Below are 22046 nucleotides of genomic sequence, written 5' to 3'. Positions count from 1 at the left end.
CGTCAGCTCGCTTCACACCCCCAAAGCTCTTCGTTGGTTTCGCCCGCGCACACTGCGGGCTTTTTTTTGCCTGCCGGTTTTGCGCTCAACTATGTAGCGCCGCAGTGGTCCGTCCGTTGCCTAGCCTTTTCCTTCCATATACAGGGAGGCGATATGAGCACGGTAACGGACAATCAGTTGGACCCCATCAGAGCCGGGTTGACCCGGCGTATCAACGCAACGGCGCAACCGAGCCGGGTCATCAATGAACTGCACAATGCGGGCCTGCGCTGCGAGGTCACGGCCAAGGGCCTTGGGCAGTTGCTCGACCGTGCGCCACGGATTGGCTCGATCATTCGCCAGGCCTTGCGCGACGCATTCGGTGTCGACCCCGACACCCAGTTGCTCAAGGTGCCCCTGGCGCTTGAGGGCATGCCCCACACGCGGGACTTGGTTGAGGCCAGCCTTGGGCTACTGGCGGCGCGGCAGCAGACGCCCCCGGCCCCCGTCCCGGATGATCGGGCCGGGCAGGCGCTGAGCCAAGCCTTAGGGCCGGACTGGCCCGGTCGCTTCGACACCGTAATGGCCCGCTACTGGGACGGCCTGGCCGCAGACTCATGGCGATCAAGGCGAGCCCGCTGGCATGAGTTGTATCAGGCCTTTCTTGCGAGCCAGGCCGTACTCGCCCATGGCGTGTTCGAGTTGTCGGATCATGGCCTGGACATGGTGCAAAGCCTGCTCGACGCGCCGACGGCCGAAGCGCGCCAACGGGCGGGCGGCGACTGGGCGAGCTTGAACGTATCGTCGCTGTACTGGCCACTGAAAGGCGCGACGCCCGTGGCCTTGAGCGGCGGGTTGCACCTGTACCGTGCGGGCCAGCGTCATCAGCGCCAAGTGATTTTTCTACCGGGGTTGGCCCAGGGATTTCACGAATTCGGCTCCTTGGTCCAATTGCAGGAGGCGTTGCCGGCATTGGTCAGTCGCTACCTGGACGGCTGGTGGCAGCGTTTGCCGCTGCGTCAACGACACGCGGTGCCGGACCTGTTCGTTGCTGAATTTCCCGGGTTCAGCCTGCAGCCGGCAGACCCCATTGAAGACGATGCACTGCAACAGGCCGCCGACGCTTTACTCGCCACCCAATGGCAAAACGAATGGGACACCGTGGCGCAGGTCAACCTGGCCTTGTTGTTTCCCCGGGACGCCATCCGCGGTACCCACGGCAGCCTCGTCGAGCGCTTACGCACGGTTGAGCGGCAGCGGCGGCAGTTGATCCCGCTGCGTCCGTCCTTGCATCGAGCGCTGGAGACTTTGCTGGGCTGGGACGCACACCGATGTCGTGATCACATCCACTTTGCCAGCCTGGCCCGCGAGCTGCCCAAGGGTGCCTGTGAACAGGCGGTGGCGCGTTATGAGCAAGGCTTGTTGGCGCTGCTGGACCCTGCCGATGCCAGCCAAGAGTCCCCAGCCTGGGCGCAGATGCAGGTGCTGCATCAGCAATGGCAAACCCATCAATCCCAGGCATTGGCGATGCTGGAGGCGCATGAAGCAAGCCTTGGCGACCTGGATTTCTGGAGTCGAAAAGTCGCGGGGCAACCGCCCAGGGGCGTCCTGTTATTGCGGGCCCGGCGCGGCGCGCTCGAGAGCGAGGCACGGTTGCAGTGCCACCTTAAATTGATCAGCGAGGGCCAGCAGCAACAGGTCGCGCAGGGCATGGTCAAGCCCGGCGCCACGTGGGTAACGGGGGTTGTGATTGAACACCAGCGCCTGCTGGGCGCGCTGGTTATCTGCACGGCTGAGGCCGTCCAGCAACCGGTGATGTTGTATGTGCCTGGACGGCAGGGAGGGCTTCAGGCGTTTGCATCGCTGGCAAGGTTGTCCGAAGCACTCAGCGCCAGCTTCAAGGCGATCGACCGTTCGCCGCTGTGGGATTGTCTGCATCGCACCCAGCGCAGTGCCGTCCTGGCCAAGGTCCGAGCGTTGAAGGTCGACGAGCCGGTGAGCGTCGAGTATCCGCAGATCGACGGCGACGGCTTGCTGCTGGCGATCAAAGAGCAGATTAAGGGCTTCAATCAGCTCGACCATCTGTTGGCAGCCGGCGAGCCCGTGTTCAGCGAAGTCAGTGATCCGTCGTTCGCCAGGCTGGCGCTGGCGGATGAGGCGGTCAACAGTCTGCAGGTGCCACCTTGCGAGGCGTTTGAACAGGCCCTCGCCAGCGTGCAACTACTGCGGCTTGCCGCTGCCGAGCGCAAGCGGCTTCCAGCCTGGCTGGAGACCGCGCAGGCTTGGCCGCGCAAGCGTTATCGGCGCCTACAGGCGTCATCCCTGCGCAGTTGGCAGGCGCTGGAGTCAGGCGTATTCGAGCGTTTGCCGGCACTGACGGTGTTTGCCCGCGACGCGTTGATCAAGCGGCTGCAAGATGACGGTTTTTACCCTGGGTTGGATATTGACCAGCCGCTGTTGGACATGCCCGATGATGTCAGCGCCCATTGGGTGGGGCATCCAGAGCGGGCGGTGGGGGAGTCCGGCGCGAAAATCGTGGTCAGCCAGGAGCGGCAGACCTACAGCCTGTTGCAATTGGCGTTGCATAACCTTGATGCGAAAGCGCCCTGGGCACGTTGGCGGCTGCAGAAGGCCCATTATCTGCAGCCAGCCTGGAAGGATCGCCTCAGCCCCGACTACTTGCTGGCCACGCTATCGAGGCTGGACCTCGCACAGCGCTATGCCCAACAGATTCGCCAGGCGTTTTATGGCGACCCCCACAGCGACGATCCACAGACCCTGCGACCAGCATTGCTGCGTGCGTTCAAGCAGGCGGCGCAGTGGCATCTGTTCAGCGCCGCCAACAGTGGCCTGAGCGCGCCCGGCCAGCGTTTGTTCGCGCTGGCATTGGCGGCGCAGAGCCGTGCCGATCTTGAGCGTGACGGCCACAGCGTGCAGTTGTGCACGGTCAGGCTGGAGGCGCTGACACTGCCGGCGCCACGGCATATCGCCGGCGTGGTGGTGATCATTGACGAGGTGGATGATCGCTGCGTGCTCTATTGGCCTGACAGCCCTGAACAACCGAGCATTACCGAATACAGCGGCCTGGCAGAGGCCCGCACGGCGTTGATCGGGCTGGCCTCGACGCCGGGCGCAAAGGCTGCGCTGGCCCAAGGGGTTGCCCCGGGGTGGGAGGCTGATGGCCTCGCGGGGTACCCGAACGACCTGCGTGTTGAGGTCGGTTGGATGGAAGGGCTGCTCCGTTATGCCCTGGGTTCCGACGTGTTTCATCTGGCGCGCTGGTTTAACCGCAGTCGAGTGTTTCCGGCCAAAGACTTGAGTGCGATTGAGGCGGAAATTGACGAGCAGCGCACTCATTCCCCAGACAATTGGTTAGGCATCACTCCCACCGAGGGCAATCACCTGCTTGAGCTACTCGCCCACTCCCGCGTATTGACGGCGCAACGCCAGGCTTATAGCCAGTGCAACTCCGATGACGAATTGAAGGTGTACCGCGCGTGGCGTCTCGGCGAGCAGGCCGATACACGGTGGCGAGGGCTGTTGTCATTCGTGCCGGTGCTGGGGTTGGGGATCAAGCTGTATGAAGTGTTATTGGCTGCGCGGCGGCTTCATCAGCAGCATTCACCTGAAGGAATTTTCGAGTTGGTGACCAGCGTGCATATGTTCGTGCTCGAAGTGGCCATGACGTTGCTCCCCGTGCGGGGTTCCCGAGCCGGCGCCAAGCCGCAGGCGCCCAATATGAGCCGGGTCTTGCAAAGGCTGCATCGTCAGCAGCACTTGGCGGCCGGCGGCAGTTTTTTCATGCGTACCTCATTGCCCGCCAAACGGTTCAAGGGCTTGGAAGGCTACCGCAGTCCGAGCGCAGCAGGCGATGGCATCGCGCTAGGCGGGCGCAACAAAGGCAGCTACCTTAAGGATGGCGAACAATTTGTGGTGGACGGCAGGGACCACTATCCCGTTTATCGTCGGCCGGGTGAGTCTGCTTTGCGTCTGAAAAACCGACAACGCCCAGGAGAAAATGAATGGCTGCTGCAGATCGACGAACCTCGACAGTGGCTGCTGGGCGCCGATGCTCCCGAACCGCAGCCGGGGCCCAGTACGGCGTTGTTCCGGCCCTGGGAGGGGCCTGCACCCGGCACGTTCTGGGCTGTTCGCTCACGCCCGACGGCGGAGCGCGTACGCAGCCAGCCGGTGTTGACCGAGAGCTATTGGCAGGCCTGGGGGCACGAGGTGCCCGGAGTCTCGCCGCAGGTGTTGTCGGCGTCCAAACGCTTGTACCGGGTGTATGGCGAGGCGCCTTTCGATGCCGTGAAGCTGGGGGAGAACTACTTCGAGATAGTGCCCGGTGGCCTGCACGCGCCCCATGATGTGGTCTTTGTAAAAAGCCCCAGGGCCCTGGCCCATAACGCAATGGATGACCTTGACCGCTGGTTGGGCGTCAGTCTGGGTGAACAGCCCATTCCCTTCGTCTATGGCGCAGACGGCCGCTGGACGCCTCATCAACCCCTGTTCAATCGCCCCTTGGCGGAGTCGGTCGGGGCTGTTTTTCCAGGCCTGACCCAGGGGAGTCGGCGTTTCGCCGTGCAGCGTCTGGTGGAAGTGGCCGACAGCAGCCGCTCGATGACAGCGACGCGGTTGTTGAACCTGCGCACCACGCTCGACGATTGGCTGCCCGCCGTGCCGCGAGCGGCGGGGTACACCGATGACTTGCTGAAAATGCTCCGGCCGATCGAGTTAGAGGGCAAGTTCAGTGTGAATATCAGCGTAGATGGCTTAGGGCCTGGGTTTGAGCGGGTGGACTTCCTGGTGCCTTTTAGGCTGGAGCCGCGTCTGCTGGACAAGCGCACAGCGCCGGCCTCAAGCAAGATCATCGTTGCTCAGAATGCAGTCAGGCAGGTGTTGGAGCGTCAGGGGTTTCACCTGGAAACGGTGCCCAAGGGCAATCGCGGCGACTTGAACAACTTTATCGTCACGCACCCTAAATCCAACAACGTATATTTCATCCTTACGCGTTGGACGGATTCGAGCAGCATTCCGTTGTCGTCCAATAGGATCTTGCAGTTATCTGACGTGTGGTTCGACCGCAAGCTCGCCAGCCGGGGCAGCCAACGCAGTGTGCAATACGAAACCGTCAAGAAGGCCATCAAAGAACGTCGCCTGGTCCGGCTGGTGGGGGGCATTCAGCAGGACACGCGCGGGTCGACGTTCACGGTGTTTTTCAGCCGCGTGGCCGGGTTGGACTGACCCCGACGCACCCGCGCTGGGGCTGGCAGGCTCAGCGGCTCAATAGCGAGGCCGCGCCCGCACCACTGAACAGCCCGGCGCTGATGCGGTTGAACCAGCTCTGGCCTTTGCCGCTGCGCAGGTAGCGCGCGGCACCGTGGGCACCCAGGCCGTAGGCCAGCTTGCACAACAGGTCGAGCACGGTCCAGGTGGCGATCATTATCAGCAACTGCGGCAGGAACGGCTGCTGGCTGCTGAGGAACTGCGGCAGGAACGCGGCAAAAAACAGGATGTCCTTGGGGTTGCTGGCGCCCAGCACGAAGGCGCGGCCGAACAGCGCGCGAAAACGCGGCACCGGCGCCGCCTCCGGGACGGTCGCGCCGTGGGACGGCTGGCGCGATTGCTGCCAGCTCTGCCAGGCGAGGTAGAACAAATAGAGCGCGCCGACGATCTTCAACGCGCTGAAGAGTTGTTCCGAAGCGAGCAGCAATGCGCCCAGACCCAGGGCCGACGCGCTCAACAGGCAGATCGAGGCAATCACCCCGCCGAGAAATGCCGGGTACGAGCGGCGCAGGCCGTAGTTCAGGCTGTTGCTGATCATCAGCAACGACAGCGGCCCCGGGATCAGGATCACCACCAGCGCAGCGCCGCTGAACAGCAGCCAGGTTTCCAGACTCATTGCATGCTCCTTTTCTATAGAAAGACGAACTTGGCGATAAAGATCGCGCACAACACCCACAGGCTTACGGAAATCTCGCGGTACTTACCGGTGCCGGCCTTGAGCGCCACATAAGTGATAAAGCCCAGGGCGATACCGTCGGCGACCGAGAAGGTCAACGGCATCATGATCGCGGTGACAATCGCCGGGATGCTGTCGGTGGCCTCATCCCAGTTGATATGGGCCATGCTCGCCATCATCAGCATCGCCACATAGATCAGCGCGCCGGCGGTGGCATACGCCGGGATCATGCCCGCCAACGGTGCGAAGAACATGGCCGCCACAAACAACACGCCGACCGTCACCGCCGTCAACCCGGTACGGCCGCCTGCGGCCACACCGGCAGCGCTTTCCACATAACTGGTTACCGGCGGCACGCCCACCATGGCACCGAACACACTCGAAGCGCTGTCGGCCTTCAGGGCGCGGGACAGGTTATCGATCTTGCCGTCGGCGTTGACCAGCCCGGCGCGTTGCGCAACGCCCATCAGTGTACCCGCAGTGTCAAACATGTGCACAAACAGGAAAGCAAATACCACGCTGATCATGCTGACATTGAATACACCTTTTATGTCCATGGCCATCCAGGTCGGCGCCAGGCTCGGTGGCGTGGAGAGAATGCCGTTGTAGTGCACCAGGTCGAGGCCCCACCCAGCCAGGGTCACGGCGATGATGCTGATGAGGATCGCGCCGAACACCCGGTGGTAGCTGAGGATGGCGATCAGCAGGAAACACACCGCCGCCAGCAGTGGCGCCGGCTCGTGCAGCGAACCGAGCTTGATCAGCGTGGCCGGGCTGTCGACGATGATGCCGGCGGTTTTCAGGCCGATCACCCCGAGGAACAGTCCGACGCCGGCGCCCATGGCGTGGCGCAGGCTCACCGGAATGCTGTTGAGCAGCCATTCGCGCACCCTCGAAAGGGTCAGGCCCATGAACAGCACGCCGGAAATAAACACCGCACCCAGCGCGGTTTCCCAGTGGTAGCCCATGGTGCCGACCACGGTGTAGGTGAAAAACGCATTCAGGCCCATGCCCGGCGCCAGGCCCACCGGCCAGTTGGCGTACAGCCCCATCAACAGGCACCCCAGCGCGGCGGCGATGCAGGTGGCGACAAACGCCGCGCCGTGATCGATACCGGCGTCGGCCATGATGTTGGGGTTGACGAAGATGATGTAGGCCATGGTGATGAAGGTGGTGAGCCCGGCGATCAGCTCGGTCTTCACTGTGGTGCCATGCAGGCGCAGTTTGAACAGGCGTTCGAGCCAGCCGTTCTGTGAGGGGGCAAGGTCCAGCGGCGAGGCTTCGGATTTGCGGCTATCCACAGCGAGTACTCCTCAAGCATTTTATTGTTATGTCCAGCGCGGGGCGCTGTGAGGTACTGGCGGGTTTTGTTGACCAATAGGTCAGGAACTCGCACGAAGCGAATTATGCTTTTGTATACAAAGAAAGCAAATAATGTTTTCTATTTTCTGCGTGAAAAGGATGAAAGGCAAAGCCAGGGCGCCACCGAGGATCAAGGCTGGCCTGCAAGTGCCTGGTTGACTGCGAGCCAACCGTTTACCGCTTCTTCGCCCGCTTCGGCGAAGGCGCGCTGCAACAACTTCACCTGTTCACGGCGCAGCGATTGCTCGAAACGCTGGCCTTCTTCGGTCAATTCCAACAGGCGTTTGCGCTTGTCGGTCTCGGACGCAACGCTGTCCACCAGGTGCATCTCCTGCAATTGGCGCAGCGGCATATTCAGCGCCTGCTTGCTCACACCGAGCAATTCCAGCAGTTCCTTGACGCTCAACGCCGGGTAGCGTGCGATAAAAAACACGATGCGCTGATGCACCCGGCTCAGCCCACGGCGCTCAAGCATTTCATCGGCCTTGGCAGTGAACGCCTGGTAACCGAAGAAGAACGCTTCCATGGCTTGTTGCTGGCTGCTTTGGTTTTTAAGGTCAAGCATATTGACGTATCCACTCAAGCTGTCGTAATTTCGGTCAACCAGTTTGACGTATTTCCAACAGGCTTCGCTAGCGGTGACCTTATGGCCTTCTCTGAACGTGTTACTCGCCTCAAAAGCTCCTTGATCCGTGAAATCCTCGCGGCCGCCCAGCGCCCGGAAGTGATGTCGTTTGCCGGTGGCCTGCCGGCCGAAGCCATGCTGCCGGCGCTGGACTGGGATGATATGCCGCTGAACATCGGCCAATACGGCATGAGCGAAGGCGAGCCGCAGTTGCGTGAACTGCTCGCCGCCGAGGCACGTGCGTTGGGTGTGCCGTGCCAGGCCAGCCAGGTGCTGGTGGTCAGCGGTTCCCAGCAAACCCTGGACCTGGCGGCCAAGCTGTATATCGACAAAGGCACCAGGATCCTGCTGGAGGGGCCGACCTACCTGGCCGCCCTACAGATCTTCCAGCTGTTCGGCGCCGACTGCCTTACCGTGCAACTGGAAGCCGATGGTCCCGACCTGACCAGCCTGCGCGCCAACCTCGAGCGCCATCGCCCAGCATTCGTCTACCTGATCCCGACGTTCCAGAACCCTTCGGCCGTGCGTTACAGCGAAGCCAAGCGCGAGGCCGTCGCCGCCTTGCTCGATGAGTTCGGTGTGACCCTGATCGAAGACGAACCCTATCGCGAGCTGACCTTCGACGGCGGCAGTGCGCAGCCCATCGTCGGCCGCTTGAAAAAAGCCAGCTGGATCTACACCGGCACGGTCTCCAAGACCCTGCTGCCCGGCCTGCGCGTGGGTTACCTGATCGCCAGCCCGGACCTGTTCCCGCACCTGCTCAAGCTCAAACAATCGGCGGACCTGCACACCAATCGCGTCGGCCAGTGGCAGGCCATGCAGTGGATAGGCACGCAGAAATACCAGCAGCACCTGGTGGAACTGCGCGGTTTCTACCGTGAGCGCCGCGACGCATTCCAGTCTGCGCTGGCGCGTCACTTCGCCGATCTGGCCGACTGGCAAGTGCCCCAGGGCGGATTATTCTTCTGGCTGACCTTGAAACAGCCGCTCGATACCCGCACCTTGTTGGCACCTGCGCTCGATCAGGACGTCGCGTTCATGCCCGGTGAACCGTTCTTTTCCGAGCCGGACCAGCATTTAGGCTCACTGCGACTCAATTTCAGCCATATCGACCCGGCCCGCCTGGACGAAGGGCTCAAACGCCTGGCCGCGGTGGTCCGTCAAGCACAGCACGCGCAAGCGGCATAAGGGGAGCCCCATGTACAAGGTTTATGGCGATTACAAGTCGGGCAACTGCTACAAGGTCAAATTGATGCTCAACCTGCTGGGCATCCCGTATCAATGGGTGGATATCGACATCCTCAACGGCGATACCGAGACCCCTGAATTCCTGGCCAAGAACCCCAACGGCAAGATCCCGGTGCTGGAACTGGAAGACGGCACCTGCCTGTGGGAGTCCAACGCGATCCTCAACTTCCTTGCCGATGGCAGCGAATTCCTGCCCACCGAACCGCGCCTGCGCACACAAGTGCTGCAATGGCAGTTCTTCGAGCAGTACAGCCACGAGCCTTACATTGCGGTGGCGCGGTTTATCCAGTTCTACCTGAACATGCCGGAAGATCGCCTGGAGGAATACAAGACCACCCACAAGCGCGGTTACAAGGCCCTGAAGGTCATGGAGCGTCAGCTGCAAACCACGCCATACCTGGTGGGCGAGCAGTATTCGATTGCCGATATTGCGCTGTATGCCTACACCCATGTGGCCCATGAAGGTGGGTTTGACCTGACGCCTTACCCGGCCGTGCAGGCCTGGTTGAAGCGCGTGGCCAGCCATCCCAGGCATGTGGGCATGCTCGACTGATCACCGCGGTGAAAAAATGTGGGAGGGCGGTGCGACGATTCGACTTGCCCCCTCCCACATTCAGCTCGATGCCGTGCCAGATAATTCATCGTTCAGCAGGTCGAAACAGCGCTGTGCCGCCGGGCTCAATCCCATCCCGCTACGACTGATCAAGCCGATCTCGCGGTTCACCCCGGGATGATCGATGTGGATGCGCTTCAACCCCTCCAGACTGTCCGCCGCCGACTCCGGCAGTACGCTGATCCCCAGGCCCTGACGCACCAGCGCCAGCACCGTCGACATGTAGTTGGCCTCCATCCCGGCGTTCATCGTCAGCCGCGTCTCATCGAACAGCGCATCCACTTGCTCGCGTACGCTGCTGTCGCGGCCGGTGAGGATGATCGGCTGGTCCGCCAGTTGCTCCAGGGTCAATTGGCGATGGTGGGCGAGGGGGTGATCCAGGGGGACGAACGCACACAATCGATCATTCAGCACCGGCACGAACTCCAGGCCATGGCTTAGCCGCGCCCGTACGCCAATACCGAAATCCACTTCGCCTGCGCGGACCTGGGCATGAATGCGATGGGCCACCAGGTCCTGCAGGCGCACTTCGATCCCGGCAAAACGCTCGCGAAACAGGCGCAAGGCCGGGGGCAGGGCGCCGGCGCAGACCGACGGCAGGGCCGCGAGGGTGACCACACCACGGCGCAAGGCCGCGAGGTCGCGGGAGCCGGTGACGATGTTGTCCAGGTCCAGCAGCAGTTTTTCCATCGGCCCGCGCGCGTCCTGGCCGGCAGCGGTGATGCTCACATGCCGGGGGCTGCGGTCGAGCAGGGCGACGCCGAGCCAGTCTTCCAGTTGTTGCACCTGCACGGTGAGTGCCGAAGGCGAAAGATGCAGCTCATGGGCGGCCTTGATAAAGCTGCCGGTGCGGGCCACCGCAAGGAACGCCTGAATGTGCTGGATCGAATTTTTCATTGTTGTTGTTCTCGAGCGTTTTGTTTTTACGAACATGACTGGCTGAACATTCCAATTTACAAAGAGTAACGCGCTTCCAATACTCCAGGGAAAACAATAACCGGCCACCAAGGCCGCTCTGGAGTAACCCATGCTCGCAACCCTGGGTGTCATTACCATCCTGTGCCTGCTCGCTGCCGTCATGAGCAAACGCCTTTCGCCACTGGTGGCTCTGATCGCATTGCCGATCATCGCCGCGCTGCTCGGTGGATTCGGCCTGCAAACCAGCGCCTTCATCATTACCGGCATCAAGAACGTCGCCCCCGTGGTGGGCATGTTCGTGTTCGCGATCCTGTTTTTCGGGATCATGACCGATGCCGGTATGCTCGATCCCATCATTGATCGCATCCTGCGCACGGTAGGGACACGTCCTACACGGATTGTCGTTGGGACTGCGACCCTCGCCCTGTTGGTGCACCTGGACGGTTCCGGTGCCGTGACCTTTCTGGTGACGGTGCCGGCGATGCTGCCGTTATATACGCGGCTGGGCATCGACAAACGCATCCTCGCCTGTGTCTGCGCGATGGCCGCCGGGGTCAATTTCCTGCCGTGGACCGGCCCGGTGTTGCGCTCTTCGGCGGCCTTGCACGTGCCGGTGGCGGACCTGTTCCAGCCACTGATCCCGGTGCAGATCGTCGGCCTGATGTTCGTCTTCGCCTGCGCCTGGTGGCTCGGCCGGCGAGAAGAAAAACGCCTTGGCCTGGGCGCCGGCTCCAGCGTGGACGCCGTGCCGCAACGGGTGCTCAGCGACGACGACATCAAGCTGCGCCGCCCCCGCCTGTTCTGGGTCAACCTGATCCTGACCGTGCTGGTCATGGTGGTGATGATCGCCGGCTGGGTCGACCCGGTGGTGATGTTCATGCTCGGCACCGTGGTAGCGCTGTGCATCAACTACCCGAACGTGGACGCCCAACGCGCACGCATCGATGCCCATGCGAAAACCGCCCTGACCATGGCCAGTATCCTGCTCGCCGCCGGGGTGTTCACCGGCATCATGCAAGGCACCGGCATGCTCAAGGCCATCGCTGAAGTGGCGGTGGCGCAGATTCCGGCGGGCCACGGCAAGTTGATTCCGGCGGTGGTGGGCTTTTTGTCCATGCCGCTGAGCATGCTGTTCGACCCCGATTCCTATTATTTCGGCGTGATGCCGGTGATCGCCGAAGTCGGCAAGGCCCTGGGCGTCGACCCGCTGCAAGTGGCCCAGGCGTCGTTACTGGGCGTGCACACCACCGGTTTCCCGGTCAGCCCGCTGACCCCGGCGACCTTCCTGTTGGTGGGCCTGTGCAAGATCGAATTGGCCGATCACCAGCGCTTCACCATCCCTTTTCTGTTTGCCGCGTCGGTGTTGATGACCCTGACGGCGTTGCTCTTGGGAGTGATTTGAAATGAAAACCTTGCGCATCGGTTCCGGCGCCGGCTACTCCGGCGACCGCATCGAACCTGCCGTGGAACTGGCCGAGCTGGGCGACCTGGATTACCTGGTGTTCGAGTGCCTGGCCGAACGCACCATCGCTTTGGCGCAACAGGCGCGAATCAGTGACCCGCAGGGGGGGTATGACCCGCTGCTCAGCGAGCGCATGCGCCGGGTGTTGCCCTTTGTCGGCCAGCATGAGGGGCGCCGTCGCCTGCGGGTGATCACCAATATGGGCGCGGCCAACCCGGTGTCGGCGGCGCTCGAAGTGCGGCGGATTGCCCATGAGCTGGGCCTGGGCCTCAAGGTGGTGGCGGTGGTCGGCGATGACGTGCTGGACGTCTTGCGCCCCGAGCAGGTACTGGATAACGGCCGAACCCTGGGTTCACTGGGCGCGCGACTGATTTCCGCGAATGTCTACCTGGGCGTCGACGGCATTCTTGATGCCTTGCGCGCCGACGCCGATGTGGTGATCACCGGGCGGGTGGCCGACCCGTCGCTGTTCCTCGCCCCGCAGGTGTTTGAATTCGGCTGGGCGATGGACGACTGGCAGCGCCTGGGGCGCGGCACGTTGGTCGGGCATCTGCTGGAGTGTGCCGGGCAGGTCAGCGGCGGCTATTTTGCCGATCCCGGTTTCAAGGATGTGGATGACCTCGCACGCCTGGGTTTCCCGTTGGCTGAAATCGATGCTGAGGGTGAGGCCGTGATCACCAAGGTTGCAGGCTCCGGTGGGCGGGTCAGTCGCGCCACCTGCACCGAGCAATTGATCTACGAAGTGCATGATCCTGCGGCGTATCTCACCCCGGACGTGACCGCCGATTTTTCCCAGGTGGGGTTTGACGAGGAGGGCGTTGATCGGGTGCGTGCCCACGGTGCTGCTGGCCGCGCACGGCCCGAGCAGTTGAAGGTGAGCGTCGGTTACCTGGATGGCTGGATTGGCGAAGGGCAGATGTCCTACGGCGGCCCCGGCGCGGTAGCACGGGCGCAGTTGGCGCGGGATGTCGTACTCAAGCGTTTGCAACTGATGGGTGTGAAGATGCAGGACGTACGCGCCGAACTGATCGGCATGGACTCGCTGCACGGTCCGCGCAGCAGCGTAGAGCCCTGGGAAGTGCGCCTGCGCGTGGCGGCCCGCTGTGAAGACCGCAGTGAAGCGGTGCGGGTCGGCAATGAAGTGGAAACCCTCTACACCAACGGCCCGTCCGGCGGCGGCGGTGCCAGCAAGAGCGTACGGCAGGTGGTGGCGGTGGCGTCATTGCTGCTGCCCCGTGACGCGGTCAACCCGAGGATCGAAGCATGAAACTGCACACGCTGGCCCATTCCCGTACCGGCGATAAGGGCGACACCTCGAACATTTCGATCATTGCTTACCGAGCCGAGGATTATCTGCTGTTGTGTGAACAGCTTACCGCCGAGCGCGTGGCCGACTTTTTTGCCGGCCTGCTGGAGCCTTACGCTGCCCCGGTGCGGCGCTATGAACTGCCGAATGTGCAGGCGCTGAACTTCGTACTGCCGGGGATATTGCGCGGCGGCGTAACCCGCTCGCTGGCACTGGATGCCCATGGCAAGTGCCTCGGCTCGGCGTTGCTGGAGCTGGACCTGGATTTGCCAACACCGAACTGAATGTGGGGGGGGCAAACTCCCTCCCACATTGGATCTCAGCAGGTCTGTCAGACCGCAGCGAAACGCTTGTCCAGGTAATCGATGATCACCTTGGAGTCATACATCCAGGTGGTCTGGCCATTCTCTTCGATACGCAGGCACGGCACTTTGATCTTGCCGCCTTGCTCCAGCAGGGTCTGGCGGTCCTGCTCGTTGTTCTTCGCATCCTTCAGCGCCACCGGCACATTCAGGCGGTGCAGGGTGCGGCGGGTCTTCACGCAGAACGGGCAGGCGTGGAATTGATACAGGGTCAGGTCCTTGGCCGCTGCGTTCACCTGTGCCTGTTGTTCGGCAGGGCGCTGCTTTTTACGCGGACGGGTAAGTAAGTCGCCGGCGATGATGACGTGGCCGAGGCCCACTCGAAGTGCTTTGACGAACATGGCTGAAACCTCTTGCCCATGAAGAAGGGGCCGCAGCTTACCTTAATTCTGCAGGCGAAAAAAAACCGGCGATGAACGCCGGTCTTTTCCTACGCAGCCTGTTACTTGATCAGGCTGAGGAATTCACTGCGGGTGGCCGCGTTTTCGCGGAACTCACCCAGCATCACCGACGTGATCATCGACGAATTCTGTTTCTCCACACCGCGCATCATCATGCACATGTGCTTGGCTTCGATCACCACGGCCACGCCCAAGGCGCCGGTCACTTGCATCACCGCGTCGGCGATCTGGCGGCTGAGGTTTTCCTGGATCTGCAGGCGGCGCGCATACATGTCGACAATCCGCGCGACCTTCGACAGGCCCAGCACTTTGCCGCTTGGGATATACGCCACATGCGCCTTGCCGATAAACGGCAGCAGGTGGTGTTCGCACAGCGAGTACAGCTCGATGTCCTTGACCAGCACCATTTCGCTGTTGTCGGAGCTGAACAAGGCACCGTTGGTGACTTCTTCGAGTGTCTGTTCATAGCCGCGGCAAAGGTACTGCATCGCCTTGGCGGCACGCTTGGGCGTGTCGAGCAGGCCCTCGCGGGAGACGTCCTCGCCGAGTTGGCCGAGGATCGCGGTGTAGTTTTGTTCCAATGTCACAGGACTGTTTCCGTATGGGTTTCAGAACGGTACGGTGTATGCCTGTACCAATGTGAAGCGCTGCCCGGCGCGCAACAGCGGCGGGTGATGTGGCGCACATAGTAGCGTAGGTGCGCCGACAGTTGTATTCCCGGACGATACCGATGTTAGAGTCGGCCTCCGTTGAGGAGGACGTGATGACCCCGCTGGAGCGAAGTATTTCTGAGCGCGCCCTGATCTTTGCCAAAGCAAATCGGACCCGCATTGCCCGTGAACTTGCCTGCCTGACTAAGTACCCAGGTGAAAATTATCCGGTTTCAGTGTTTATGGCGGGCTCGCCTGGCGCCGGCAAGACAGAAGTGTCCAAATCATTTATTCGCTTGATGGAGGAGGGGGGATCCAGTGCATTGCGAATCGACCCCGATGACTTCAGGGAATACTTTCCTGATTACACAGGCGCAAACTCCAGTCTTTTTCAACGTGGCGTAACTGCTATGGTGGAGAGGACTGTCGACCTCGTTTATCAGCAGCGCCAGTCTTTCCTGTTGGACGGAACGCTGGCCAACTTTGCCGTGGCTCGGAAAAATATCCAGCGCGCCCTTGATAAGGAAAACCGGTCTGCACAGGTTATCTACGTCTACCAGAAGCCTGAGCTGGCGTGAGTTTCTGGGGCGTCTTCAAGTCGATGTGCTCATCAAGGACACTGATGGCGGGGAGTCATACATCGGCATCGACCTATCGGCTGAGGAAATTGATGAACTCGTTATACAGCCCTACCATCCTGATCAACTTGAGCAAATTTTGACCGGAGTAGCCTTATGAAAGGTGAAATTACGGAAGTTGTAGAAAAATATTCATCCACCACCATGTCAGATTTTTTTCGAAGTGGTTCGGTAGAAGAAAAACGTGCTGTTTACAGAAGCGCAGCCGATACTGCGATCACCATGCAAAAGGCAGTGATCTCGCTGGCGAAAGAGAAAAAAGCGAAAGAGCTTTTCGACAACTGACGTTACTGGCAATACCACAATAGCCCAGCTCAATTGCTGGGCTTTTTATTACTTACTCGTCGCGCCCTTCCATCATCGTGCGCTTGAGCATCACATACACCGCACCCGCGCCCCCATGACGGGCCTGGCACGAGGTAAAGCCGAGCACCTGGGCATGCTGGCGCAGCCAGGTGTTGACGTGGCTCTTGATCATCGGCCGCTTGCCGTCCAAGCGCACCGCCTTGCCATGGGTGACGCGCACGCAGCGAATTTCGAACTTGGTGGCTTCGGCGAGGAAGGCCCACAGGGTTTCCCGGGCTTTTTCCACGTTCATGCCGTGCAGGTCGAGGCTGCCTTCGAACGGGATCTGACCGGCCTTGAGCTTGCGCATCTGGCTTTCCTGTACGCCGTCGCGGGCCCACATCAGCTCGTCTTCGGGGCCGACGTCGATCACGAACTGGTCTGACAGGCCATCCACGGTGGTGGCATCGGTGCGCACGGTAGCAGCCTGGCGCAGCTTGGCGATCTGTGCGCGGTCGGCCTTGGGTTTGCCGGTGTCGGCGCGGTCGTGCTTGATCGGCTTGACGCCGCGCAGCTCGTTTTTGAACAGGGAAAAATCGTCGTCTTGCATGTCAGCCTCCGCGAAGGGCGGGCAGTTTACCTAAATCGCGGCGGCCGGGGCGCAGGAAACGCTATCCAAGCGCCATCAGTCGTGCTTTTTCATCAGGTGCGAGGCGATGTTCAGTGACAACGGCTGGCGCATCTTCCGACGGCTGCGGCGCCACAGCCACACGCCCAGCCACAGCACCAGCAGCCCGATCCCCAACAGAATCGCCGAGCCGCCAGGGCTGGCATTCAGTTCGCCAAGGGCCGGCGAGTGGCCAAACAAACCGGCGCCACCAGCGCCGGTCAACAGCAAACCTACTACCGCCAGCAGCGCGGCAATGCCGGCCACCAGGCGCAGACGCCAGTTGCTCGGGCCCTTGGGGCGCAAGCGACGAGCGTCAAAACCATCGGATATCTTCATTCCGACCTTTCCTCCAGGGTATCGGCCCTTCGACCGGAAGATACACAGGTTGTTCCTGTACCCGAGGTAAATGCGCCAAATGAGAGGGCTTTGCGGATGAGCGGGACCTTCAACAGGCCGCACCGCTCACCCGAAGGGCGATCAGATCAGGTCTATAGTCAGTGCGAGAGTGGCAAAATTGTCAGCCATGATGGCCATCTCGGTCTGCTGCACATGCTCGGCGCTCAGGATGCCACCTTTGTAAGGCAGGTCGCGGGTGGCACAGGCGTCTTCCACCAGGGTGCAGCGAAAGCCCAGGTTCTTCGCGGCACGCACGGTGGTGCTGACGCTGGAGTGGCTCATGAAGCCGCAGACGATCAGGTCCAGGGAACCGAGGTCCTGCAGGTGTTTTTCCAGGCCGGTGCCGTGGAAGGCGCTGGGCAGCAGCTTGCCGATGATGGTTTCGTCACCTTGAGGTTCGAGGCCGGGGATGAACTCACCGCGCTCGCCCTGGGGGTCAAACAGGCCGCCCACGGTACCCAGGTGGCGCACGTGCACGATCGGGCGCCCGGCGTTGCGCGCGGCGGCGACCAGTTGCTTGATATTGCCGACCGCCGCGTCCATGCCGGAGAGGGCGAGCGGGCCACTGAGGTATTCCTTTTGAGCGTCGATGATCACGAGGGTCGCATGGCCAAGGTTGGCAGCTGCGTAACCACGACCGCTGAGTTGAAACATCGTCTTTGGAACGGACATTCTGGGGCTCCTGTGAGGGGGGCTTTTGCGTCATTGTCCACTGGCTGAGCGGTTCTGTGAATCGCTACTATCGTAAGGTACGCCGTTGCTGGCGTGCAGCCATGTCAAGTGGCGGCGATGTTTAACCTAATGATGGCGATTTGGATGAAATCCGACGTATGGCAACAGCTTTTCGTACATCGTCGGTACAGGCGAAGGCTGTTAGAATCGCCAGTCGTTTTTTCCAGGAGTCTGCCCCCCGTGATCACATCTCGCCTGCGCACCTTGCGCGACCACATCCGTTGGGCCGTCAGCCGTTTCCATGGGGAAGACCTGTTTTTTGGCCATGGCACCGACAATGCCTGGGACGAAGCCCGGCAGTTGGTGCTCGGCGCTTTGCACCTGCCATGGGAAATTGCCGACAGCTACCTCGATTGCAACCTGGAAGAAGAGGAAATCTCTCACGTACAGCGTTTGTTGCATCGCCGTATTCATGAGCGGGTGCCCACGGCCTACCTGTTGAAAGAGGCGTGGTTCTGTGGCATGTCGTTTATCGTTGACGAGCGCGTGCTGATCCCGCGTTCACCCATCGGCGAGTTGATCGAAAACCGCTTCGAGCCTTGGTTGGCCCAACCGCCGGCGCGCATCCTCGACCTGTGCACCGGCTCCGGTTGCATCGGCATTGCCTGCGCCTACGAGTTCCAGGACGCCGAAGTGGTACTCGGCGACCTGTCCTTCGAAGCCCTGGAGGTGGCCAACCAGAATATCGAGCGCCATGGTGTCGACGAGCGCGTGTACACCGTGCAGGGCGACGGTTTCGACGGCCTGCCGGGCCAGCGCTTTGACCTGATCGTGTCGAACCCGCCGTATGTGGATGCCGAAGACTTTGCCGACATGCCGGACGAATACCAGCACGAGCCGGAGCTGGGCCTGGCCTGCGGCGACGATGGCCTGAACCTGGTGCGACGCATGCTGGCCGAGGCGGCGGACCACCTGACCGAGAAGGGTTTGCTGATTGTCGAGGTGGGCAACAGCCAAGTGCATGTTGACGCGCTGTACCCGGAAGTGGACTTCGCCTGGCTGGATTTCCAGCGGGGTGGGCATGGGGTGTTCATGCTCACGGCCGAACAGTGCCGGGAACACCAGGCAATCTTCGCCGCTCGGGTTTAACCAACCTTAGGGTAGAAAATGTGGGAGGGGGCAAGCCCTAATGCCAGTCAGTTAAGCGTACATCGCCTCCTGTAGGAGCGAGCTTGCTCGCGAAAAACGTCAACGATAACGCGTGCTTCCTGAATGAGCGCGGCGCCTGTGAGTTTTTCGCGAGCAAGCTCGCTCCTACAAAAAGCCTTAACTGACTGGCATTAGGGGCAAGCCCCTCCCGCATTTCGATGGCTTTCCAGCCGGCTAGCGGTGCGTGGCAATCCAGATCAACAGCCCCGCCTGAAACACGGTGAACGCCACCAGGCAGGTGATGGTAAAGCGCAACCCGCTGTCCTCACGCTTGAACTTGGTGACCTTTTCTTCTTCCTTGCGCAGTTTCACTTCCTGCTCCAACAGGTTGTGCTCGGCCTGTTGCAGCATCTGCGCGGCTTCAAGGATCTCCACGAACTGCACCTTCTCGGTGTTCCAACTGTCCAGTACATCGCTGACCTTGCCCGGCTGCACGTTGCCTTTGAGGTGCTGCACATCGGCGTAGGCCACATCGAAACCCTGGACGCGCAGGAAGTGATCGCGGCGCAGGCGTGTGGCTTCGTTGAGTGCGTCCTTGTTGGCCAGGTCCACGCCGTCGACGCGGTAGCTTGACCATTTTTTCTTCGCCCACGCGGCGCCCTGGGCCACCAGGAAGCGACCGATGCCGCGGTTGGCCGGTTCGATTTCCAGGCTGTTGCCCGGGCCGAAGTGCACGCGGTGTTTATCGTGATCCACCCAGATATCCAGATGGTTCTGTTCGCGGCGCACCCGCTGCCCCGGTAATTGGATCACCATGCGCAACAGGCTGTGGTGTTTGTCATGGCGCTCGGCATAGCCGAACTGTACGAACCGCAGCGGCCTCAGGCCGGTGGCGCGGTCGGTGGCCAGCGGTGCCAGGCGCAGCATCTTGAAATGCTCGGCCTGAACATCCGCCCACGGCAGGGGCGCCGCCGTGTCGATAGCCTCGGTTTTTTCAGCCGGGGTGTCGGCGGTCGGTTCCGGTGTTGCTTCAGTGGTTGTCATGCGGTGCGATCCTGTCCAAGCCCTGCCAGTCGACAGTCTTTTTGCTGTCGACTCTGGGCTTATCGGCCGCTTTTTGCAGGACTGGAGGCAAATTGTCGCTTAACGGGGTTGAAGTCCGTCGATAAAGCCTGCCAAGCGGGTGCCCAGCTCAGCGGCGAGCGGCAATTGCGGGTCATTGTAGGAGGCCAATTGTTGCTTTACGTCGTTGGGCACGATGCGCATCACGTGGTTCATGCCTTCGATCACCGCCAGTTCGGCATCGGGCTTGGCCCTTTTGAGTTGCTCGGCGTCGCCCACACCGACCTGAATATCGTTGGTGCCCTGGATGATCAATGCCGGCATGCGCAGTTTTGCAAACGCCGCTGAAGGGTCGGCGCGAAACAGGCTGATCAGATACGGCTGCACGCTGGGTCGGAAAATGCCCTCCAGCGGGCCTGGCACATCGGCATCCACCTGGCCGGCCTTGAGGTGATCGAGGATTTCATTGCTGCGCAGCAGCAGGGCAGGGGGCAGGTGATCGGCCAGTTGCTGGCGGATCACCTGGTCGACCGGACGGGCGCTGCCGGACAGGGAAATCACCCCGGCCGGGTCGAGTTGCGGTGCGGCCAGTGCCGCCACCAGCGCGCCTTCGCTGTGGCCCAGCACAATCAGCGGGCCCATGCGTGTGTCGGCCTTGAGCAATTTGCCCCAGGCCACCGCGTCGGCCACGTAGGCCTCCAGGGTCAGGTTGCGTTCGTCGGGCGTGGCGGCGAGGCTGGCGGCCACACCGCGCTTGTCGTAGCGCACGCTGGCGATGTTGTGCCGGGCCAGCACCCAGGCCAGGCGCTTGAGGCTGTCATTGCGAGCGCCGTCGGCGCTGTTGCCGTTGCGGTCGGTGGGGCCGGAGCCGGCGATGATCAACACCACCGGCACCGGTTTATCGGACTGCGGCAGCAGCAGCGAGCCAAACAGTTCGCCGCTGCCGGTGTCCAGGCTGATCGGGCGTTGCAGTACGACAGGGGAGGCGGCGTCGGCCACGGCGGTAAACAGGGTCAGGGTAAACAGAAGAACTCGCAGCATCATCGCGCCATCATGAGGAAGGTGCCGGTTGGACCAAGGTCTACCGGTAAGGTTTCGAGGATGAACTAGTCGGTTAGCCTGCGTATACTGGCCGCCTTAAGTTATTACGGTTGACTTGATTCAACTGATTTCACGGAGCGCCCTGCATGTCCGGCAATACCTTCGGCAAGCTGTTCACTGTCACCACCGCGGGCGAAAGCCATGGCCCGGCGTTGGTCGCCATTGTCGACGGCTGCCCGCCCGGCCTCGAGCTGTCCCTGGAAGACCTGCAGCGTGACCTCGACCGCCGCAAGCCCGGCACCAGCCGCCACACCACCCAGCGCCAGGAGCCCGATGAAGTCGAGATCCTTTCCGGGGTGTTCGAGGGCCGTACCACCGGGTGCGCCATCGGCCTGCTGATTCGCAACACCGACCAGAAGTCCAAGGACTACTCGGCGATCAAGGATCTGTTCCGCCCGGCCCATGCCGACTACACCTACCACCATAAATACGGCGAACGCGACTACCGTGGCGGCGGCCGCAGCTCGGCGCGCGAAACGGCCATGCGCGTGGCAGCCGGGGCCATCGCCAAGAAATACCTGGCGACCCAGGGCATCGTCATCCGTGGCTACATGAGCCAGTTGGGCCCGATTGAAATCCCGTTCAAGACCTGGGACAGCGTTGAAGACAACGCCTTTTTCTGCCCTGACCCGGACAAAGTGCCGGAGCTGGAAGCCTACATGGACCAGCTGCGCCGCGACCAGGATTCGGTCGGCGCCAAGATCACCGTGGTCGCCGAAGGCGTCAAGCCGGGCCTGGGCGAGCCGATTTTCGATCGCCTCGACGCCGAACTGGCCCATGCGCTGATGAGCATCAATGCGGTGAAAGGCGTGGAAATCGGCGCCGGGTTCGCCTGCGTGTCCCAGCGTGGCACCGAGCACCGCGATGAACTGACGCCGGAAGGTTTCCTCAGCAACAACGCGGGCGGCATCCTCGGCGGTATTTCCTCCGGCCAGCCGATTGTTGCGCACCTGGCACTCAAGGCCACCTCGAGCATCACCACCCCGGGCCGTTCGATCGATGTACACGGCAACCCGGTGGACGTGATCACCAAGGGCCGTCACGACCCGTGCGTGGGCATCCGGGCCACGCCGATTGCCGAAGCGATGATGGCCATCGTGTTGATGGACCATCTGTTGCGCAATCGCGGGCAAAATGCCGATGTGCGCGTGAGTACCCCGGTGCTGGGCCAGCTGTGACGGCGCG

The 22046-nt window shown here is 61.8% G+C and carries 21 protein-coding genes; 10 read left to right on the top strand and 11 right to left on the bottom strand.

Annotated features, from left to right (window positions below; translation table 11 throughout):
• Positions 1 to 153 precede the first annotated feature (153 nt).
• Positions 154 to 5223, top strand: coding sequence for a dermonecrotic toxin domain-containing protein (locus tag F6S08_RS21915; RefSeq protein WP_315872341.1), 5070 nt, complete (start codon positions 154 to 156; stop codon positions 5221 to 5223).
• A gap of 31 nt (positions 5224 to 5254) precedes the next feature.
• Here the strand turns inward: F6S08_RS21915 and F6S08_RS21910 are convergent, their stop codons facing one another.
• From F6S08_RS21910 to F6S08_RS21900, 3 genes are all read right to left on the bottom strand, one after another.
• A complete protein-coding gene (locus tag F6S08_RS21910) occupies positions 5255 to 5881 on the bottom strand; it encodes a LysE family translocator (RefSeq protein WP_065926605.1) in 627 nt (208 codons plus the stop codon).
• Between the two features lie 14 nt (positions 5882 to 5895).
• Positions 5896 to 7242, bottom strand: coding sequence for an NCS2 family permease (locus F6S08_RS21905; RefSeq protein ID WP_253491606.1), 1347 nt, complete (start codon positions 7240 to 7242; stop codon positions 5896 to 5898).
• 191 nt (positions 7243 to 7433) lie between these two features.
• Positions 7434 to 7868: a MarR family winged helix-turn-helix transcriptional regulator gene (locus F6S08_RS21900; protein ID WP_065926607.1), complete on the bottom strand. Its 435-nt coding sequence runs from the start codon at positions 7866 to 7868 to the stop codon at positions 7434 to 7436.
• A gap of 81 nt (positions 7869 to 7949) precedes the next feature.
• Between F6S08_RS21900 and F6S08_RS21895 the strand changes: the two genes are divergently transcribed.
• A complete protein-coding gene (locus F6S08_RS21895; protein ID WP_315872340.1) occupies positions 7950 to 9116 on the top strand; it encodes a PLP-dependent aminotransferase family protein in 1167 nt (388 codons plus the stop codon).
• A gap of 10 nt (positions 9117 to 9126) precedes the next feature.
• Positions 9127 to 9729 (top strand): glutathione S-transferase family protein, encoded by a 603-nt coding sequence (locus F6S08_RS21890; RefSeq protein ID WP_065926609.1) that lies wholly within the window; start codon positions 9127 to 9129, stop codon positions 9727 to 9729.
• A 60-nt stretch (positions 9730 to 9789) separates the two neighbouring features.
• On the opposite strand, the gene F6S08_RS21885 is transcribed toward F6S08_RS21890, so the two are convergent.
• Entirely contained in the window at positions 9790 to 10686 is an 897-nt protein-coding gene (locus F6S08_RS21885) for a LysR family transcriptional regulator (RefSeq protein ID WP_065926610.1), read from the bottom strand.
• 130 nt (positions 10687 to 10816) lie between these two features.
• Between F6S08_RS21885 and F6S08_RS21880 the strand changes: the two genes are divergently transcribed.
• The 3 genes from F6S08_RS21880 to F6S08_RS21870 are packed head-to-tail and all read left to right on the top strand — an operon-like array spanning position 10817 to position 13759.
• Positions 10817 to 12109 carry a CitMHS family transporter gene (locus tag F6S08_RS21880; RefSeq protein WP_065926611.1) on the top strand — a complete coding sequence of 431 codons (1293 nt, stop codon included), beginning with the start codon at positions 10817 to 10819 and terminating at the stop codon, positions 12107 to 12109.
• A 1-nt stretch (position 12110) separates the two neighbouring features.
• Positions 12111 to 13436, top strand: coding sequence for an acyclic terpene utilization AtuA family protein (locus tag F6S08_RS21875; RefSeq protein WP_315872339.1), 1326 nt, complete (start codon positions 12111 to 12113; stop codon positions 13434 to 13436).
• Complete coding sequence (locus F6S08_RS21870) at positions 13433 to 13759, top strand: hypothetical protein (RefSeq protein WP_065926613.1); 327 nt, start codon at positions 13433 to 13435, stop codon at positions 13757 to 13759. Before F6S08_RS21875 ends, F6S08_RS21870 begins: the two co-directional genes overlap by 4 nt.
• A 47-nt stretch (positions 13760 to 13806) precedes the next feature.
• On the opposite strand, the gene F6S08_RS21865 is transcribed toward F6S08_RS21870, so the two are convergent.
• Both F6S08_RS21865 and folE read right to left on the bottom strand, forming a co-directional pair.
• Entirely contained in the window at positions 13807 to 14178 is a 372-nt protein-coding gene (locus tag F6S08_RS21865; RefSeq protein WP_065926614.1) for a glutathione S-transferase N-terminal domain-containing protein, read from the bottom strand.
• Positions 14179 to 14279: 101 nt separating this feature from the next.
• Positions 14280 to 14825 carry a GTP cyclohydrolase I FolE gene (gene folE / locus F6S08_RS21860; protein ID WP_019826593.1) on the bottom strand — a complete coding sequence of 182 codons (546 nt, stop codon included), beginning with the start codon at positions 14823 to 14825 and terminating at the stop codon, positions 14280 to 14282.
• A gap of 176 nt (positions 14826 to 15001) precedes the next feature.
• Here folE and F6S08_RS21855 point away from each other — a divergent pair, with 176 nt between their 5' ends.
• Both F6S08_RS21855 and F6S08_RS21850 read left to right on the top strand, forming a co-directional pair.
• Positions 15002 to 15466, top strand: coding sequence for a zeta toxin family protein (locus F6S08_RS21855; RefSeq protein WP_235865604.1), 465 nt, complete (start codon positions 15002 to 15004; stop codon positions 15464 to 15466).
• A gap of 156 nt (positions 15467 to 15622) precedes the next feature.
• Positions 15623 to 15811, top strand: a complete 189-nt coding sequence (locus F6S08_RS21850) for a hypothetical protein (protein ID WP_065926615.1) — start codon at positions 15623 to 15625, stop codon at positions 15809 to 15811.
• Positions 15812 to 15863: 52 nt separating this feature from the next.
• On the opposite strand, the gene F6S08_RS21845 is transcribed toward F6S08_RS21850, so the two are convergent.
• The 3 genes from F6S08_RS21845 to F6S08_RS21835 all read right to left on the bottom strand — a co-directional run bounded on the left by F6S08_RS21845 (position 15864) and on the right by F6S08_RS21835 (position 17549).
• Complete coding sequence (locus tag F6S08_RS21845) at positions 15864 to 16421, bottom strand: Smr/MutS family protein (protein ID WP_016976371.1); 558 nt, start codon at positions 16419 to 16421, stop codon at positions 15864 to 15866.
• 75 nt (positions 16422 to 16496) lie between these two features.
• Positions 16497 to 16817, bottom strand: coding sequence for a hypothetical protein (locus F6S08_RS21840; protein WP_027603931.1), 321 nt, complete (start codon positions 16815 to 16817; stop codon positions 16497 to 16499).
• A 141-nt stretch (positions 16818 to 16958) separates the two neighbouring features.
• Complete coding sequence (locus F6S08_RS21835) at positions 16959 to 17549, bottom strand: cysteine hydrolase family protein (RefSeq protein WP_315872338.1); 591 nt, start codon at positions 17547 to 17549, stop codon at positions 16959 to 16961.
• A 240-nt stretch (positions 17550 to 17789) separates the two neighbouring features.
• Here F6S08_RS21835 and prmB point away from each other — a divergent pair, with 240 nt between their 5' ends.
• The gene (prmB, locus tag F6S08_RS21830; RefSeq protein WP_065926617.1) at positions 17790 to 18698 is read left to right on the top strand and encodes a 50S ribosomal protein L3 N(5)-glutamine methyltransferase; all 909 of its coding nucleotides are present in this window, start codon (positions 17790 to 17792) and stop codon (positions 18696 to 18698) included.
• Between the two features lie 234 nt (positions 18699 to 18932).
• Here the strand turns inward: prmB and F6S08_RS21825 are convergent, their stop codons facing one another.
• Both F6S08_RS21825 and F6S08_RS21820 read right to left on the bottom strand, forming a co-directional pair.
• Positions 18933 to 19742: a hypothetical protein gene (locus tag F6S08_RS21825; RefSeq protein WP_027603934.1), complete on the bottom strand. Its 810-nt coding sequence runs from the start codon at positions 19740 to 19742 to the stop codon at positions 18933 to 18935.
• Positions 19743 to 19841: 99 nt separating this feature from the next.
• Complete coding sequence (locus tag F6S08_RS21820; RefSeq protein ID WP_065948606.1) at positions 19842 to 20804, bottom strand: alpha/beta hydrolase; 963 nt, start codon at positions 20802 to 20804, stop codon at positions 19842 to 19844.
• Between the two features lie 143 nt (positions 20805 to 20947).
• Here F6S08_RS21820 and aroC point away from each other — a divergent pair, with 143 nt between their 5' ends.
• On the top strand, positions 20948 to 22039 hold the full coding sequence (gene aroC / locus F6S08_RS21815) for a chorismate synthase (protein ID WP_027603936.1): 1092 nt from the start codon (positions 20948 to 20950) through the stop codon (positions 22037 to 22039).
• Positions 22040 to 22046: the final 7 nt, after the last annotated feature.

This window comes from Pseudomonas sp. JV449, from assembly GCF_032424295.1.
Classification (GTDB): Bacteria; Pseudomonadota; Gammaproteobacteria; order Pseudomonadales; family Pseudomonadaceae; genus Aquipseudomonas; species Aquipseudomonas marginalis.
This window is presented reverse-complemented; position numbering and strand designations above follow the sequence as displayed.